The organism is Geminicoccus sp. (genome assembly GCF_035556675.1).
In the GTDB taxonomy this organism is placed as follows: Bacteria; Pseudomonadota; Alphaproteobacteria; order Geminicoccales; family Geminicoccaceae; genus Geminicoccus.
Map to the genome: position 1 here is coordinate 1 of NZ_DATMFZ010000247.1, position 17216 is coordinate 17216.

The 17216-nt window shown below is 68.5% G+C and carries 11 protein-coding genes, 1 tRNA gene and 2 pseudogenes; 7 read left to right on the top strand and 7 right to left on the bottom strand.

Annotation, left to right across the window (positions count from 1 at the left end):
- Positions 1–141 (bottom strand): annotated as a pseudogene (locus VNS22_RS28385) (glutathione ABC transporter permease GsiC); the annotation flags it as partial.
- Between the two features lie 10 nt (positions 142–151).
- A complete protein-coding gene (locus VNS22_RS17390) occupies positions 152–1720 on the bottom strand; it encodes an ABC transporter substrate-binding protein (RefSeq protein WP_325734625.1) in 1569 nt (522 codons plus the stop codon).
- 477 nt (positions 1721–2197) lie between these two features.
- Between VNS22_RS17390 and VNS22_RS17395 the strand changes: the two genes are divergently transcribed.
- The 5 genes from VNS22_RS17395 to VNS22_RS17415 all read left to right on the top strand — a co-directional run bounded on the left by VNS22_RS17395 (position 2198) and on the right by VNS22_RS17415 (position 10591).
- Positions 2198–3973, top strand: a complete 1776-nt coding sequence (locus tag VNS22_RS17395; protein ID WP_325734627.1) for an N-acetylglutaminylglutamine amidotransferase — start codon at positions 2198–2200, stop codon at positions 3971–3973.
- Between the two features lie 5 nt (positions 3974–3978).
- Positions 3979–5688, top strand: coding sequence for an N-acetylglutaminylglutamine synthetase (gene ngg, locus VNS22_RS17400; RefSeq protein WP_325734629.1), 1710 nt, complete (start codon positions 3979–3981; stop codon positions 5686–5688).
- Between the two features lie 157 nt (positions 5689–5845).
- Positions 5846–7024 carry an osmoprotectant NAGGN system M42 family peptidase gene (locus tag VNS22_RS17405; protein ID WP_325734631.1) on the top strand — a complete coding sequence of 393 codons (1179 nt, stop codon included), beginning with the start codon at positions 5846–5848 and terminating at the stop codon, positions 7022–7024.
- 126 nt (positions 7025–7150) lie between these two features.
- On the top strand, positions 7151–9784 hold the full coding sequence (locus VNS22_RS17410; RefSeq protein WP_325734633.1) for a bifunctional diguanylate cyclase/phosphodiesterase: 2634 nt from the start codon (positions 7151–7153) through the stop codon (positions 9782–9784).
- A gap of 129 nt (positions 9785–9913) precedes the next feature.
- Complete coding sequence (locus VNS22_RS17415; protein ID WP_325734635.1) at positions 9914–10591, top strand: SET domain-containing protein; 678 nt, start codon at positions 9914–9916, stop codon at positions 10589–10591.
- A 440-nt stretch (positions 10592–11031) separates the two neighbouring features.
- Here the strand turns inward: VNS22_RS17415 and VNS22_RS17420 are convergent, their stop codons facing one another.
- Positions 11032–11922, bottom strand: a complete 891-nt coding sequence (locus tag VNS22_RS17420; RefSeq protein WP_325734637.1) for a DMT family transporter — start codon at positions 11920–11922, stop codon at positions 11032–11034.
- Between the two features lie 858 nt (positions 11923–12780).
- Between VNS22_RS17420 and VNS22_RS17425 the strand changes: the two are divergent.
- Positions 12781–12926 (top strand): annotated as a pseudogene (locus VNS22_RS17425) (IS5/IS1182 family transposase); the annotation flags it as partial.
- Between the two features lie 48 nt (positions 12927–12974).
- Here the strand turns inward: VNS22_RS17425 and VNS22_RS17430 are convergent.
- Both VNS22_RS17430 and VNS22_RS17435 read right to left on the bottom strand, forming a co-directional pair.
- A complete protein-coding gene (locus VNS22_RS17430; RefSeq protein ID WP_325734639.1) occupies positions 12975–14444 on the bottom strand; it encodes a M48 family metalloprotease in 1470 nt (489 codons plus the stop codon).
- Positions 14441–15235 carry a thermonuclease family protein gene (locus VNS22_RS17435; RefSeq protein ID WP_325734640.1) on the bottom strand — a complete coding sequence of 265 codons (795 nt, stop codon included), beginning with the start codon at positions 15233–15235 and terminating at the stop codon, positions 14441–14443. Before VNS22_RS17435 ends, VNS22_RS17430 begins: the two co-directional genes overlap by 4 nt.
- Between VNS22_RS17435 and VNS22_RS17440 the strand changes: the two genes are divergently transcribed.
- Positions 15208–15284: transfer RNA gene (locus VNS22_RS17440), tRNA-Arg, on the top strand. The two genes, VNS22_RS17435 and VNS22_RS17440, sit on opposite strands and share 28 nt — an antisense overlap.
- A gap of 201 nt (positions 15285–15485) precedes the next feature.
- On the opposite strand, the gene VNS22_RS17445 is transcribed toward VNS22_RS17440, so the two are convergent.
- Both VNS22_RS17445 and VNS22_RS17450 read right to left on the bottom strand, forming a co-directional pair.
- On the bottom strand, positions 15486–16886 hold the full coding sequence (locus tag VNS22_RS17445) for a SpoVR family protein (RefSeq protein WP_325734642.1): 1401 nt from the start codon (positions 16884–16886) through the stop codon (positions 15486–15488).
- Positions 16883–17212: a hypothetical protein gene (locus tag VNS22_RS17450; RefSeq protein WP_325734644.1), complete on the bottom strand. Its 330-nt coding sequence runs from the start codon at positions 17210–17212 to the stop codon at positions 16883–16885. Before VNS22_RS17450 ends, VNS22_RS17445 begins: the two co-directional genes overlap by 4 nt.
- Between the last annotated feature and the right edge of the window lie 4 nt (positions 17213–17216).

The window sequence follows — 17216 nt, forward strand, 5'->3', positions numbered from 1 at the left end:
GTTCTCCGGGGTCGCATAGGAGCCGAGGATCGCCTGGGCCGGGTCGCCCGGGATCAGTGCCATGATCAGGAACACGATCAGGCTGAGCCCGAACAGGACCGGCAGCAGGGCCAGCAGGCGGCCCAGGACATAGGCGGGCAAGGCGCGGGTCCTACTGCTTGCTCACGTCGTGGAGCAGCAGGAAGAAGGACGGCTGCAGCGCGAAGCCCTGGACCGCGGCAGTGGTCACGGCGTTCTGCTGCCAGTGCGCGATGAACGTCCAGGGCGCGTCCTCGACGATGATCTGCTGCGCCTGCCGGTAGAGATCGCCGCGCTTGCCCTGGTCGCTCTCGCGACGCGCCTCGTCCAGGATCCGGTCGAGCTCCGGGTTGGAATAGTAGCCCGAGTTGAACCCGCCATTCTCCGGCAGGGCATCGGTGCGCAGCGTCAGGTAGGGGAGCGTGTCCGGGTCGTTGGTCATCCAGGCCATCTCGGCCATGTCGGCCTTGTCGCCCAGGCCGGCATTCACGTTGGCGAGATAGGTGTTCCACTCGTAGGTCTGGATCTCGGCCTTGAGACCAACCTTGGCCAGGTCGGCCTGGATCGCGGTCCCGATCGCGACCGGATCGAGCATGCCCGAGCCGCTCTCCGCGACATAGAAGGTGAGCTTGGCGCCCTCGGCCCCGGCTTCGGCCAGCAGCGCCTTCGCCTTGTCCGGATCGTGCGGATAGCCCTGGATCGCGTCGTCGTACGCCCATTCGAAGGCTGGTGCGATCGGTCCCTTGGCCGGCACGGCCGTGCCCTGGAGGATGTTGTCGGCGATCGCCTGCTTGTCGATCGCGTAGTTCACGGCCTGGCGGACTCGCTTGTCCTTAAGCGGCCCCTCCTTGGTGTTCAGGATCAGGAACCATAGATGCGGCCCGGCCTGCTCATGGACCTGGAAGTCGCTACCGCTGAACTGGCCGAGCGCGTCCGGCGGTACCTCGACCATCACGTCGATCCCGCCGGCCAGCATCTCGGCCGCACGGGTGTTGGCATCCGCGATTGGCCGGAATACCACTGTCTGGAGCCTGGCTGGCTCGCCCCAGTAGTCTGGATTGCGCTCGATGGTCACCTGCTGGCCGCCCACCCACTCGACGAAGCGGAACGGCCCGGTGCCGACCGGGTTGCGGGCATAGTCCTGGCCCTTCTCGGTGACCGCGCTGGGCGAGACGATCAGCCCGGTGGGATAGGCGAGGTTGGACAGGAACGGCGCGAATGCTTCCTTCAGGGTGAAGCGCACGGTCTGGGGGTCCACCGCCTCGACCTTGTCGACGGCAGAGAAGAAGAAGGCCAGCGGGAACGGACCGGTGCCGGCGGCCGGGTGGTTCTCGTCCAGCATCCGCTCGAAGTTGAACTTCACGGCTTCCGCGTCGAAGGGTGTGCCGTCGTGGAAGGTCACGCCCTGACGCAGCTTGAATTCGTAGACCCGCCCGTCCTCGGAGATCGTCCAGCTCTCCGCCAGCGCCGGCTCGACCTCCAGCGTGCCGGGCTTGTAGCGCACCAGCCCCTCGTAGAGATTCACCAGGATGCGGAAGTCGTTGGTCGCCGTGCTGACCGCCGGATCCATCGAGGCGGGCTCGGCGATCTGGCCCACCACCAGCACGTCGCTCGGGATCTGGGCGTCGGCCGGACGCAGGGCCGGCAGGACGAGCAGGCCCGCCAGGAACAGGCTGGCGAGCGCCGAGCGGATCATGGTCATGGTCTGGCGTCCTTCCCCAATTTGGATGGCCCCGATCTGGACGAATTGTGGGCAGCAGGCAGGAGCGCGCCGACCTCCAGCACCCCGGTGAGTAACAGCCGGAGCGTGCTGTCGTTGCGACCGATATTACAATCTAGGCCGGGCAAAGCTCTCGTTACCGGATTGTAACGGTACGGAAAATCTAGCTTCGGCGGTTGATGCCCAGGGTCGGTACTCTATGTGGTATCTGACACGGATATATTAGCCCACCGGTAGGGGATTGGTCCGACGAAACCATTCTGGCCGGCGCCGTGATCAGCGTCCGCCATGTAGGGTATTATCCTCAGGCCCGTCGGGTTGGTGGCTGCTCCGGACATTGCTGCCATGGCCATCGTGGAAGCGCGGCCCGCTCGGCGTTCTGGTCCAGGGAGCGAACGGCCCCTTCAGGCTTTGAGGTAAGCATCATCATTATCGGAAGCGGACGAGGAGTATTGCGGCATGTGCGGGTTCTGCGGCGAGGCGCGCTTCGATGGCCGGCCGGCCGGGACGGCTGCCACCGAGGCGATGAACGATGCCCTCGCGGCACGCGGGCCGGATGACAGCGGGATCCTGGCGCGCGGCCGGGTGACGCTCGGCCACCGCCGGCTCAGCATCATCGACCTGTCGGCCCGCGGCGAGCAGCCGATGGTCGACCCCGATCTCGGACTCAGCATCGCCTTCAACGGCTGCATCTACAACTATCGTGAGTTGCGCGCGGAGTTGGAGGGCCTGGGCTACGGCTTCTTCTCCCATGCCGACACCGAGGTGATCCTCAAGGCCTACCATGCCTGGGGCACGGATTGCGTGCGCCGCTTCAACGGCATGTTCGCCTTCGCGATCCATGAGCGCGAGAGCGGCCGGCTCGTGCTGGCGCGCGACCGGTTCGGGATTAAGCCGCTCTATCTCGCCGAATCCAATGGCGCCCTCCTGTTCGCCTCCTCGCTGCCCGCTTTGGTCAGGACCGGCCGGGTCGACAGGTCGATCGACCGGGTGGCGCTGCAGTTCTACATGACCTTCCACGCCGTGGTGCCGGCGCCCTGGACCATCCTGAAGGGCGTGCGCAAGCTGCCGCCGGCGACCGTGCGGGTAATCGAGCCGGACGGCCGCAGCCAGGACCAGGTCTACTGGCGGATGGTCTATGATCGCAGCGCCGAGGACGAAGCCCGCCCCTTCGAGCAGTGGCGCGACCTCCTGCTGGAGGAGTTCCGCCAGGCGGTGCTGCGGCGGATGGTGGCCGACGTGCCGGTGGGCGTGCTGCTCTCGGGCGGCCTCGACTCCAGCCTGATCGTCGGCCTCCTGGCCGAGGCCGGCCAGCAGGGGCTCGAGACCTTCTCGATCGGCTTCGAGGAAGCCAATGGCGAGAAGGGCGACGAGTTCCGCTATTCCGACCTGATCGCCCAGCACTACGGGACCCGCCACCACAAGATCTTCGTGCCCGAGCGGGAGATGCTGGACGCGCTGCCGGGCGCCATCCGTGCCATGTCCGAGCCGATGGTCTCCTACGACAACGTGGCCTTCTACCTCCTCTCGCAGGAGGTCGCGCGCCATGTGAAGGTGGTGCTGTCCGGCCAGGGGGCGGACGAGATCTTCGGCGGCTACCACTGGTACCCGCCGCTCGCCGGTTCGGACGATCCGGTAGGCGAGTATGCAAGGCGCTTCTTCGACCGCGACCACGCGCGGCTCGGCCAGGAGCTGATGCCGGACTGGCAGGTCGAAACGGACGAGGCTCGCGCCTTCGTGGCGGCCAGCTTCGGCCAGCCCGGTGCCGACGACCCCGTCGACAAGGCGCTGCGCCTGGACAGCACGGTCATGCTGGTGGACGACCCGGTCAAGCGGGTCGACAACATGACCATGGCGTTCGGCCTGGAGGCGCGCGTCCCGTTCCTGGACTACCGGCTGGCCGAGTTCGCGGCGCGCATCCCGTCGCGGCACAAGCTGGCGCAGGGTGGCAAGGGCGTGCTCAAGGAGGCGGCCCGCAAGGTCATCCCGTCCGCGGTGATCGACCGGGAGAAGGGCTACTTCCCGGTGCCGAGCCTGAAATACATCGAGGGCAACCGCCTGGACTTCGTGCGCGACGCCCTGTCCAGCCGGGCTGCCCGGGAACGCGGCCTGTTCCGCCAGGACTATCTGGATCGGCTCTATGCCAATCCGCGCGACGCCATCACGCCGTTGCGCGGCTCGGAGCTCTGGCAGGTCGGGCTGCTGGAGCTGTGGCTGCAGGAGCAGGGGATCTGAGCGAGATGGCGACCAAGCGCGAGGCCTCGATCGATTGCGGCTGGGGCTGCCTCCTGTTCGGCCAGACCTTCGACCAGCCGGAACGGCTGGTCGCGGTGATGCGTGCGGAAGGGCCCGAGCGGCGTGACGTGGCGATCTATGTCCAGGACCCGCACGTGGCCCTGTCGCTCGCCCCGCACGAGATGTTCCTGGACCCGTCCCACACCTACCGCCTCCGCCTGGCCGACTACCGAAAAGCGAACCGGTCGCCGGCAGGCTTCCGGATCCGGCCGGTGTGCGTGCCCGACGACGTCGATGCGCTCAACCGGCTCTACGCCGCCCGGCACATGGTCGCGATCCGGCCCGACCACTTCATGGCATTGGCCGGCTCCGACGTGATCCGCCTGCTGGTCGCCGAGGAGGATGCCAGCGGGCAGATCCTGGGCACGGTGATGGCGATCGACCACCACGCCGCGTTCGGCGACGACGAGCACGGTTCGTCCTTCTGGTGCCTGGCGGTGGACCCGCAGGCCGCACAGCCGGGCATCGGCGAGGCCCTGGTGCGGACGGCGGTCGAGTTCCTGGCCAGCCGCGGTGCCGCCCATACCGACCTCACCGTGATGCATGACAACGAGCAGGCCATCGCGCTCTACGACAAGTTGGGTTTCACACGGGTCCCGTTCTTCACCATGAAGCGCAAGAACCCGATCAACGAGCGGCTGTTCACCGGCCCCTCGCCGGACGAGGCGCTCAACCCCTATGCGCGGATCATCGTGGACGAGGCACGCCGGCGCGGCATCGACGTGAGCGTCACGGATGCCGAGGGCGGCTTCTTCCGGCTGTCCTTAGGCGGGCGCTCGATCCATTGCCGGGAAAGCCTGAGCGAGCTCACCACCGGGGTCGCGGTCAGCATCTGCGACGACAAGGCTGTCACCCGCCGGATCGTCCAGGCGGCCGGCGTGGCCGTGCCCGAGCAGATCGAGGCGGGCGAGCGCGAGGAGCTCCAGCGCTTCCTCGCCGAGCATGGCAGCGTGGTGGTCAAGCCCGCCCGGGGCGAGCAGGGCCGCGGGATCGCGGTGGGGCTGGAAACGATCGAGGAAGTGGAGGCCGCCATCGCCGTGGCGCACCGTTACTGCGACCGGGTGCTGGTCGAGCGGCGTGCGGTGGGCGAGGATCTCCGGCTCGTGATCATCGGCTTCCGCCTGGTCGCGGCAGCGGTACGCCGGCCGGCCCGGGTCACCGGCGACGGCAAGAGCACGCTGGAGGAGCTGATCCGCATCCAGAGCCGGCGCCGCTCCGCCGCGACCGGGGGCGAATCGGCGATCCCGCTCGACGACGAGACCCTGCGCTGCCTGGCCGCCGCCGGCCACGGGCTGGGGGATGTGCCGCCGGCAGGCCTGGAGATCCAGGTGCGCCGCACGGCCAACCTCCATACCGGCGGCACGATCCACGACGTGACCGACGAGGTGCATCCCCGTCTGGTCGACGCCGCGGTGCGCGCGGCCCGGGCCATCGATATCCCGGTGGCTGGCATCGATTTCATGGTCCCCTCCCCCCATGACCCGGACTATGTGTTCATCGAGGCGAACGAGCGGCCGGGCCTCGCCAACCATGAGCCGCAGCCCACGGCCGAGCGGTTCATCGACCTCCTGTTCCCGAACTCGGTACCGGCGGCGGCCCGGCAGGCGGCGCTGGCCGAACGGATGGCTGATGCGCTGGCAGGCGGCCACGACTGAGGTCGGCCCGCACCCCAGGCGTGGCAGCCGTGCCCGAGATCACCAGCGTGGCTGTCCGGGCTGAGATGCGGCCTTCCGTGCCGCCGGGCTTTTGCCTAACCGGTAGGGCGTTTGGCGGCCCGGGCTGGCCGGCGCCGGCGGCACGGGCGGGAGCCACATGACGCGACTGGTGATCGACACCGAGTATCTGGCGGCGCAGCTGGCCCGGCTGCTCGAGGTGCCGAGCCCGACCGGGTTCACCGACACGATCGTGCGCGAGGTCTGCATGGAGCTCGAGCGGCTGGGCCTGGTCCCGACGCTTACCAGGCGGGGTGCGGTGCGGGCGGTGCTGTCCGGCAAGGACAGTCGCCCCGCCCGTGCGATCGTGTCCCACCTGGACACGCTGGGCGCGCAGGTGAAGCAGCTCAAGGACAATGGCCGGCTGGAGCTCGTCCCGATCGGCACCTGGTCCGCGCGCTTCGCCGAGGGGGCCCGGGTCACCGTGTTCACCGAGCAGGGCTATGTCCGCGGCACGATCCTGCCGCTCAAGGCGTCTGGCCACATCTTCAACGAGGAGGTCGACACGCTGCCGGTGGGCTGGAGCCATGTCGAGCTGCGCCTGGATGCGGGGGTCGCCAGCCGGGGCGATCTGGCCCGCCTGGGCGTGGAGATCGGCGACATCGTCGCAATCGACCCGCAGCCGGAATTCGTGCCGAACGGCTACGTCGTCTCCCGTCATCTCGACGACAAGGCCGGTGTGGCGCTCATGCTGGCCGCGCTCAAGGCGCTGGCGGCGCATGGTGAGCCACCGGCGGTGGACACGCATTTCGTGTTCACCATCGCGGAGGAAGTCGGGGTGGGTGCTTCTTCCGCACTCACCGACGACGTGGCCGCGGTGGTCGCGGTGGACAACGGCACGACCGGCCCCGGCCAGGGCTCGGCCGAGTTCGGGGTGACGGTGGCGATGGCCGACCAGACCGGCCCGTTCGACTATCACCTGACCCGTTCGCTGGTCCGGCTGTGCCGCGAGCACGACATCCGCTACCAGAAGGACGTTTTCCGCTACTACCGCTCCGATGCCGCCGCGGCGCTGGTGGCTGGCCACGACGTGCGCAACGCACTCGTCACCTTCGGAGTCGATGCATCGCACGGCTATGAGCGGGTGCACATGCACGCACTGCGCTCGGTGGCGGAGCTTCTTACCGCCTACGTGCTGAGCCCGGTCGAGATCCGGCGCGACGAGGCGGAGGAAGCGGATGGCATGAAGGGCTTCCCGCGCCAGCCGATCCCGCACCGCATGGCACATGATCCGCGCGAAGCCGACGCGCAGGATCGGCCGGAGCAAGCACTCGCCTGACCCGCCGGCAAGCGGGCAAAGCGGCAGGCCCGCACCAGGCGGCAGGCCGCTGCCGGGCGGGTTCATACTTTCTTAGGATTACCATGGCAGGGTCGTGACGACGGGCAGCCAGCAGGTGTGCAGATCATGTCGATCGCGTTCTTCCGGCGCATCTGCGGAGCAGATCCGGTCCGGGGCTGCGGCACGCGGTTCAGCCTCCGCCTGGTCACGAGCTTCGCCGGGCTGGTGATCGCCGGCGCCGTAGGGCTTGCCGCCGTCGTGGGTCTTGGGACCCGTGAGCAGGATCTGGCCGCGTCGGCCGCCTCCGCGCGGCTGGCGGCGACCGCGATCCAGGCCCGCAACGCGGAGATCGGCCGCGTCGTACGCGACTATGCGCTCTGGTCCGAGGCCTATCGGAACATCCATCCGACGGTGAATGTCGAGTGGGTCTATGATGGCGCCAACTACGGCAGCAACATCTACGATTCGCTCGGCTACGAGTATGTCTTTATCATCGATGCGGCCGGCAGGACCTCCTATGCCGTCGACCGCGGCCAGATCGTGCCGGTCGAAGCGTCCGAGGTGATCGGCCATGGTCTCGAGCGGCTGCTGCGGCAAGCGCGCAGCCGCGGCGGGCGCGACGGCCAGCCGGCGGTGGGTGCGGTTACCGTTTCGGGCAGGCCGGCCCTCGCCGCCGCGGTCATGGTCTTTCCACACGACGACACGGTGGCGGGTGCCACGACCGAGACGGCACCTCTGCTCTTGTTCGTCGACGTCCTGGACGAGGAGGTCGTCCGCAAGATCGCCGCGGACTATCTCCTGAACGATCTGGAATTCGAGCTGGCCTTGAGCGAGCGTCCGGACCACTGGGCGTCCCTGCCGCTGGTGGGTGCCGATGGCGGCCAGCTCGGCTGGCTGCGCTGGCGACCCGAGCGGCCCGGCACGGTGCTGCTGCATTCCGCCCTGCCCTGGCTCGGCGCAGCGGCGACAGGCCTGCTGTTGCTGATCATCCTGACCGGCAGATCGCTGCGGCGGGCTGCCGTCACGGTGGCAGCCAGCGAGGAGCGCTTCCGCGACGTGGCCACCTCGTCGTCGGACTGGATCTTCGAGACCGACCGGGAGCTGCGCCTGACCTATGTGTCCGGGCGCTTCGAGGAGGTGACCGGCATCCCGGTCCATACGGTGCTGGGCCGTCCCCTGGTCACGGTGTTGCGCCCGATCGACAGTGGCAGCAGCGGGTGGACCAGCGTGGCGGGTGGTACGGCCCGAACGCCGCTGCGCGATCTGCGGGCGACGGTCCGTGATGCGGGCGGCCGTCAACGGACCCTCCGGCTGGCCTGTCTGCCGATCCTGGCCGCGGATGGCGGGATCGACCGCTTCCGCGGCGCCGCTACCGACATCACCGACGAGGTGGAGGCCAAGGCTCGCGCCGAATTCCTGTCACTGCATGATCCGCTGACCGGGCTGCCCAACCGCCTGATGTTCGCCGAGCGGCTGGCCGAGGTGGTGGCCGTGGCGCGCGTGGATGCCCGGCCCAGCGCTGCCCTTTATCTCGACCTCGACAAGTTCAAGGAGGTCAACGACACGCTGGGCCATCCGGTCGGCGACCGGCTCCTGTGCGATGTCACCGCGCGGTTGCGCGCCTTGGTGCGCAGCACCGACATGGTCGCCCGGCTGGGCGGCGACGAGTTCGCCATTCTCCTGTCCGGCTGCGGCCGCGTGGACGAGGCAGAGGCTTTCTGCCGCCGGGCGCTCGCAGCGATCGCCGAGCCGTTCGACCTGGAAGGGCAGGCCGTGCACGTGAACGCCAGCATCGGCGTGGCGGTGCTGCCGGCCGATGCGGACGAAGCGGATCTGGCGATGCGCTGCGCCGACCTGGCGCTTTATCAGGCGAAAAGCGAGGGGCGGGGCACGTTCCGTTTCTATGCCCCGGCGATGAACTCGGAACTGCAGCGGCGGCGTGACACCGAGCGGGAGCTGCGCCGTGCCCTGGAGGCACAGGAACTGGAACTGCATTTCCAGCCGAAATGCCGGGCCGACACGGCCGAGCTGGCCGGTTTCGAGGCCCTGGTCCGCTGGCGCCATCCCGAGCGTGGGCTGGTGATGCCCGGTGGCTTCATCGACGTGGCCGAGCGGACCGGCCTGATCCTGCCGATCGGCGAATGGGTGCTGGAAGAGGCCTGCATGGCGGCGGCCCGCTGGCCGGGCTACCCCGTCTCCGTCAATCTTTCGCCCGTGCAGCTGCGCAGCCCGCGCCTGATCACCACGGTACGGCGTGCGCTCGACCGGTCGGGCCTCGAGCCGTCCCGCCTGGAGCTGGAGATCACCGAGAGCTTCCTGGTGCACGACCTGGAAGGGGCGCGCGGTGTCCTGCTGGAAATGAAGGCGCTGGGCATCCGCCTGGCCATGGATGATTTCGGCACCGGCTACTCCTCCTTGTCCTACCTCCAGAGCCTGCCGTTCGACCGGATCAAGATCGACCGCTCCTTCGTGGCACGCCTGGGCGGAGCGACCAAGGCGGAGGCGATCGTGCGCGCGATCGTCACGCTGGCCCATGGTCTGGGCATCGCAACCACCGCAGAGGGCGTAGAGGACGCCGACCAGCTTCGCTTCCTGCGTGAGATCGGCTGTGATGAACTGCAAGGCTATCTGTTCGGGCGTGCGATGGAAGCCGGTGCCATCGACGCCACGATCACCACCGCGCAGGAGCGTGTCTCCGTTGGATCGCCACGATCCGTGCCAATCGAGGCGCCGGCCGATCCGGTGCCGGTCGCCGGCTGAGTGGCATTTGCTGCCTGCCACAGACAGGCGCGATCAATGCAACCGCAAGATATATAATTGAAAGTAAAACAATCATTGGTTTAGATTGCTCTTGGCTCGATGGTCTCGGTCTGCAGGGGATCCGTGGATATGAGCGAGGCGGTGACCGATCCGACCATGCCGGCAATGGGCATGGCTGGCGGAATGATACCCGGGGCGGACCCGGTTCAGCGCCTGGGCCTGACGCGCCCCGCCGTCCCGTCGGCACCCGGGCCGGCGGAGCTCGCCGCCATGCGCCGTAATCTCGCGCGCTGCCGGAACATTTACATCGCCGATGTACCCGGCTGCGGCCTTGGCATCTTCTCCGCGGTCCCGGTCCGGGCGGGGCGGGCCATCGTGGTCGAGGAGGACACAAGCTATTTCGATCAGATGATCGACGAGGCACAGGTGCGGCGGCTGGGGCTCGACCTCAGCATCCACTGCTTCCAGGTCGACCACGGCCGCTATCTGCTGCCGCGGGGTAGCATCGACGACCTGATCAACCATTCCTGCGAGCCCAACTGCGGGATCCGCCTGAGCCCGCTCGGATACCGCCTGATCGCGTTGCGCGACATTGCTACGGGTGACCAGCTCACCTACGACTACTCCACCTATATCGGCAATCCGCTGGAGCGGATGGCCTGCGCCTGCGGCTCGCCGCACTGTCGGCGCGAGGTCGGCCCGTTCCGCGAGCTGCCGCCCGAGCGGCGCGCCTTCTACCTCACTCATGACGTCGTAGGCCCGTTTCTCCTGGACGAGGCGCTGCCAGCGGCGCGCCTGGCGGGCTGAAGCTGGCGGCGTACCGCCGGTGGCAGCGTCCACGGAGGTGGTGGAATCTCAGGGTCCCGCAGGGTGCAGGTCGAGGTGGCCATCGGACCGGTGGCTCAGGGCGGAGCTGCGAGGCTTCATCAGTCCTGCGGAAGGCTGGCGATAGCGACTTCCGGCGTGTGGCGGGTCGAAGCGGTGCTGCAAATCCTCGCTCCCCGTCCTGCAGGATCGGGGCTCCGCTAGACGCTGTCGTGGAGGGCCTGGTCGATGCCTGCAGGCATGAGCAGTCGCCTGAGTGGCTGCGCTGGCACCATGGCTATCGCGACCGAGCCCACCTTGGCTGGGCATGCTGCATGCTGTGCGTTCCCAAGCTCCAACAAAGCTCCTGCTTCCCGCCGTTCTTGAAGCCGCGGAAGCAGCGCGAAGATCACCTGACGATGGTACCGTGATCGAGCGGCAGGTCAGCGGAGATCGGCGGCTTCCAGCTCCGTGTCCGCAGGGGCGGCCGTGCGCGACGGTACTGACCCGCGCCGCTCACGCAGTTCGCTGTGGATCACCAGGCCGCCGCTCACGACGATGAGCACCATACCGAGCACCACGCTGGGACCAGGCAGGTCGCCGAACACCAGCATGCCCAGCCAGAACGACCAGAGCAGGCCGGTGAACTCGAGGGGCGAGGTGACCGAGGCGGGAGCCCGGCGGATGCCCTCGTAGAGAAGGTACTGCGCCAGCATCCCCCCACTGCCGACCAGCAGCAGCAGCAGCAGGTCGCGCCGGGTCGGCCATTGCCACCACCAGGGCATGGCCATGCCGCACATCACGAGAAACACCGCGTTGTTGGCCAGCATCTGCGCGCTGGTCGGCACGGACAGCGCCAGCTGACGGATCAGCACCACGGCAAAGGCCCACAATGCCGCGGCCAGCAGGGCCAGGGCGACCGGCCCCGGTTCCGCCGAGCCGGCCGGACCGCAGGCGATGGTCACGCCCCCCAGACCGATCAGGAGCGCCAGCCAGCGCTCCAGGGGCACGCGCTCGCCCAGCAGCATGACCGCCAGCAGGGTCGCGATCAGGGGCGAGGCGAAATAGATCGTCTCGAGCTCAACCAATTGCAGATGGCGCGCCGCCGAGTAATAGGCGAGCCAAGCACACGCATAGACCAGGGCAGCGAACAGGATGCGCAGCCAGATGCCTGGCGCCAGCACGCCCTTGAGGCTCTGCCGGCTATTCACCAGGAGGCAGACCGGCACGATGATGGCGCTGCGCACGAACAGTACCTGCCAGACCGACAGGCCGGCGACCAGCAGCTTCACGCTGGCATCGTGAACCGAGAACAGGAACCAGGCGAGCGCCACGCAAGCCGCGCCCCCGAGGATCCGGATACCGCTCCGTTCCGGCCCTGCCTGCTCCATCTCCTGTCCACCATCCGAGGCGCCACCGCCGCTTCGCGTAAAACTATCGATCCATTAACGATATATCAATTATTGGTTGATCTTGCCCCAGATCCTGAATCGGTTCCGCCACTGCCGGTGAGCGAGCACTGCGATAACGGAGGTGACCCCCGAATTTCGGCCCGGTGGATGAGCCTGGTTCGCTCTGCATGAGGGCCGGCGCGGAGGACGGGGAAGCAGGCCCCATCCTCGACCGAGTTCGCGGCGAAGGTGGGCTTGGAGGCGATGCGTGGGGAGCTGACGACAGCGCAGCTGGCGGCCGGGCCCGGCCGCCCCCGACCATGGCGAGCGATTGGGAGCGGCAGGCGATGGAGGGCCCGGCGTCGGGGTTCGCCGGCAAGGCGACGGCCCAGGAGCGCGCGCGAAGACTACCGAGGCCGAGAGGGAGAAGCTGCACGCGCCGATCGGGCGGCTTTGGATGGAGCGGGTTGACCGTGGACGCCGGATGATCGAGCCGGAACATCCGCGGCTGTCGCTCGTGTGCCAGGGGCATCGGGATCGATCGGCCGTTCTACCGTTGGCCAGTCGCGAGAGCCGGCCGAACCCGGAACGGATGCGCCCGATCGAGGTGCCGTTCCGGGCGGCGCCTCGATCGGGATCGCGGCAGCGCCGGTGATCGTCCCGCGGATGCCGCACCATCACCGTGGCGATCGTGCGCCAGCCACCCGCGCCAGATCGGCTTGGCGGTCACCCGCGGCGCCCTCGGCGGTCTGCCGACCGCTGTCCCTTCGGGACGCGGATCATCCGCCTGCTGGCGGATGATGGATCGTGGAACGCTTGTTCGCCTGGATCGGCCGCAACCGACGCCTCTGACAAGACCCCACGAAGCGGTCCTGGCATCCGCCGAGGCCGGCCGCTACGCCGCATCCGTCCTGCCCCTCATCCGACGGCCGGCTCGCTTCGCATGACTGCTCGGACGGGCTCTGAGGCCGCGGGCCGGCCCCGGCTACCGGAATTCAGCCGCTGGCCGGGACGATCAGCTTGACCCGCTGCCCCGGCTCGGGCTGGCCGCCGTCGAGCGGCAGGCCGTTGATCAGCCGGGCCTCGGCCAAGAGGTCGGCATCGGTGGTACCCATCAGCGTCTCCAGCCACTCGCCCGGGCGCACCTCGTGGATGCGGATCATCTGGCCGGGATAGCGTGCCGCCTCGGCGGGCGAGAGAAAGCGGAAGGATTCGATCGCCGCCTGGTAGGTGCCCACACTACGTTGGTCGAGCTGCGGTGCCACGAACTGGAAGCGCCACACTTTGGCATCCGCGGCATCGATGGCGCCGACCAGCACCTGGCGCACTTGGTTGCCGACCCGGCCGACCGCCAGACCGGTCGCGCCGGCATGGCCGTCGATCTGGGCCGGCCAGACCGCCCGCGTGGCACCCTGTCCCGGCCACTCCCGCTGCAGATAGCTCGCGACGTCCGGCGTACCCCGCTCGGCGCCGTCGAACACCATGACCGCGCCCTCCGGCGATCGGCCGATCACCTGCTTGGGGGTATTGGCGAGGGTGAAGCCGGGTGGCGCATCGAAGCGGAAGCCCAGGCGGGGATGGACGAAGCTGCGGCCCAGCACCAGACCCTGGGCCGGATCGTCGCCGTAGCGCATGCCGTCCACCGCCAGGAGATAGGCGTCGCGGTTGCGCCGTTCCGGCCCGTCGGTCCGCTGCGCTGCGGCCTCGGCTGCCCGGGCCACCCGGTCGAGCGTGCGCGGGTGACTCGCGTAGATGCTCTGCTCCGGATCGGGGCTGCGGCCGGTGCGCGCCGCCTCCAGCTGCGCCTGCCCCTGCAGCCGGCCGAGGAAGCTCGCCATGGCCCGCGGATCGTAACCGGCACGGGTCAGGTAGCGAATGCCTAGTTCGTCGGCCTGGAATTCCTGCTCGCGCGAATAGCTCATCACCCAGGCAGGGGCTGCAGCCTGGGCGAGCTGGGCGGCCGCCCTTGCCCCGGTCTCGCCGGCGAACAGGCCGCCCAGCAGTACGCCGAGCATGCTGGTGCCCTGCGCGACCGTCGACTGGGTATCTCGCTGCGCAGTGTGCCGTGCGGTGACGTGGCCGATCTCATGCGCGATCACCCCGGCCAGCTCGGCCTCGTCGGCGGCCAGCGCCAGGATCCCGCGGGTCACGTACACATAGCCGCCCGGGAGGGCGAAGGCGTTGACCACCGGGCTGTTCAGCAGCGTGAAGGTGAATCGCTGCTCGGGCAGCTCGCTCACCGCCACCAGCCGCTGGCCGATCTCCTGGACGTAGGCAGCAGCCCGCTCGCCATCATAGTCGCCGCCGAACTCGGCCAGGACGTTGGGATGCTCCTGCTGGCCCAGGCGCAGCTCGTCCTCCTGCGACAGGGTCGTGTACTGCATCTCGCCGGTTGCCGGATTGCGGACCTGGGTACAGCCAGCCAGCGCGGCACTGATCAGGAGCGACAGGAGGATCCGCTTCATGGCATCGGCTCGAGTTCCAGTGGATGACGCAGTTCCAACATGGGGCCGCTGGCCAGGAACGGCCAGCCGCGAACCTCCACGACCCGGCCCACCAGGGCGGCCGGATCGCGCCCGGCGGCGATGAAGGCCGGCAGGTCCGCCTTGCGGATCCGGATGCCGAAATCGGTCCGCCAGTCCGGCCCGAAGTCCAGGAAATCCGCTTCGAAGCGGCGGCTGTGCGCGACCACGCGCGCCCGGACCAACACGAACCGGCCGATCCGGCGCCCGACATCCTCCGCTGTGGCCACTGCCTGGTCCAGCTCGCCCCAGATGGCGCGCCCAGCATGCCGGGCCTGGGCTTCCTCGGCCAGCAGGTGCAGCAGCGCCTGGTCGTCCTCCTCCCCGGTCCGCACCACGGCCAGCCCCTCCCGCAGTAGGCCGGCCCGCAGGTCATGGCCGCGCCCGTCCCGGAGGCTGCCGACCAGGCGGCCGAATCGGTCAGCCTGGGCCAGGACCGAGGGCACCAGCTCGCTCTCCTCCGCCAGCTCGCGAGCCCGGGCCAGCGCCTTCGCCGCCAGCATGTCTGGCCGATCCGGCACCACGATCGAGGCCAGCCGCAGTAGGCGCCCGTCGGCCAGCCGCCACTCGTCCGCGCGGACCGGCGTGAGCGCCGCCCGGCCGAGCGCCACGGGCGCCATCGCCCCGCCGGCCAGCCCCGCCAGCAGTGCCAGAGTGCCGCGACGACTGGCCGAAACCGGACACCGGTGGTACAGGACAGCGGAGCGCGCCCGTAGCTCAGCAGGATAGAGCACAGGATTCCTAATCCTGGGGTCGTGGGTTCGAATCCCGCCGGGCGCACCAGTTTCTTCCTATGCATGCGAGCTTTCGGAAGCGCAGCGTCAGGCAGGAAATTGGCTCCTGCGGTATCAGTGCGCCATCCTCATCACAACGCGTTCTACGGGACGGATGGTGCCATTGCGTACCCCGCATATCTGTGGCCACGCCGTCGTGCAGACGTTGCAGGTTGAGGGATCGTCGGGCTCTGAGTCGGAGGCCGCGGGATCAGTTGATCAGCTTGGCGTCGAACCCGTCGGGCCCGGAGCATAGCAGGGTTGGCTTGCCGCGCAGGATGCAGCGCAGCCAGACCTTACCGCCCCACAGGTGGCGCAGATGGCCCAACGTCTTCTCGGCATGGGTCACCTCCAGGTCGCGCCCCTCGTGCTCGTGGACCAGATAGAGACCGCGCGCCCCGCCATAGTCGGCATCGTGGATCTTGATGGTCGGCATCGAGGCGGTGCCGGTCTGGCGGATCAGCTTGGCCTTGATGTCCTCCCAGCCCTCCTCGGCCACCTCATCGACCACATAATGCTCGCCGCGCTGGGCATAGGAGAACATGTCGATCTCGCGCATGGTCTCGGCGTCCAGGAAGCGGCGCAGGAACGAGCTGTCCCGGTCGCTCTCGCGGACCTCGAACATCTTCCTGCGCCCCTCGGGCGTGTCGGCGCCGCCGAACTTCTCCTCGATCCGGTGCCAGAGCACGAAGCCCAGATGGTAGGGATTGATCGAGCGGGGGTGCGGGCAGACCACCTGATTGTGGCGGACCAGGAACTCCAGGTGGATGTCCTGGGGCAGATCGAGGGAGTTCATGATCTTGTGGTGCCAGAAGCTGGCCCACCCCTCGTTCATGATCTTGGTTTCGATCTGCGGGATGAAATAGCGCGCCTCGTCGTCCACGATCGTCAGGATGTCGCGCTGCCAGTCGGCCAGGTCGCGGCGGTGGTCGCGGATGAACAGGAGCAGGTCCTCGTCCGGCTCCAGCGGCACGCGCGACAGATCCGGGGGCAGCGCCTCGGTCCGGCGTGCCAGGAGCGGGAACGGGTCCTCGGGCGGGCTGGCCGCCTCGATCGCCCGGCGAACCTGATCGGCATGGCTGAGCCGCGGGATGGACGGGTTCTTCGAGCGCGAGAAGGACAAGGCGTGGCAGGAATCGAGCCACTCCTCGACCGCGAGCGCGCCGATCGACGGGTCTTCCTGGTAGCGCCGGACCCGGTCGGCGCGGGCCTTGAACATCGCCACCGTCTCGCCCGCCCGGGTGCCGGCCGCGAAGTTGAAGTTCTTCTTGAAGAAGTCGTTATGGCCGTAGACGTGGGCGATGGTCAGGATCTGCAGGCAGAGCGAGTTGTCCCGCATCAGGTAGGCGAGGCAGGGGTCGGAGTTGATGACCATCTCGTAGGGCAGGCCGGAGACCCCATGGTCGTACATGGTCTTGGTCTTCTCGAACGACTTGCCGAACGACCAATGCGGATAGTGCGAGGGCATGCCGTGATAGGCCATGTAGCCCAGCATGGCGGTCTGGTCGCAGACCTCGAACTCCTGCGGGTAGCAGTCCAGCCCGAACTCCTGGACCTTTTCCTGGATCCGGTCGTCCCAGCGGGCCAGCTCGTCGAGCGTCCAGTTGGTCATGCGGTCGCTCCATCAGGCAGGGAAGCAGCGCCATGGGCCGAAGCGATCACCTCGGCGCCATGGGCGAGCACATATTGCCGCGAACTCCACTCGACCGAGGATGACCCGTCGGTGGTGACGATGAACGGGTCCTCGCCGAAGCTCAGCCACTGGCCGTACAGGCTGTCCACGGTCGGGCAGTCGGCCGCCATCGCCTTGAGGTCCGAGCGGAGGATCCGGATGCAGCAGGCCAGCGCCTCGTCCGCGGTGGCGAATTCCCCGGCCTCGTAGCGGGCGTCCTCGTCCATGTAGTGGTAGAGGTCGTCGACGATCACGCAGTAGGCCATCGGC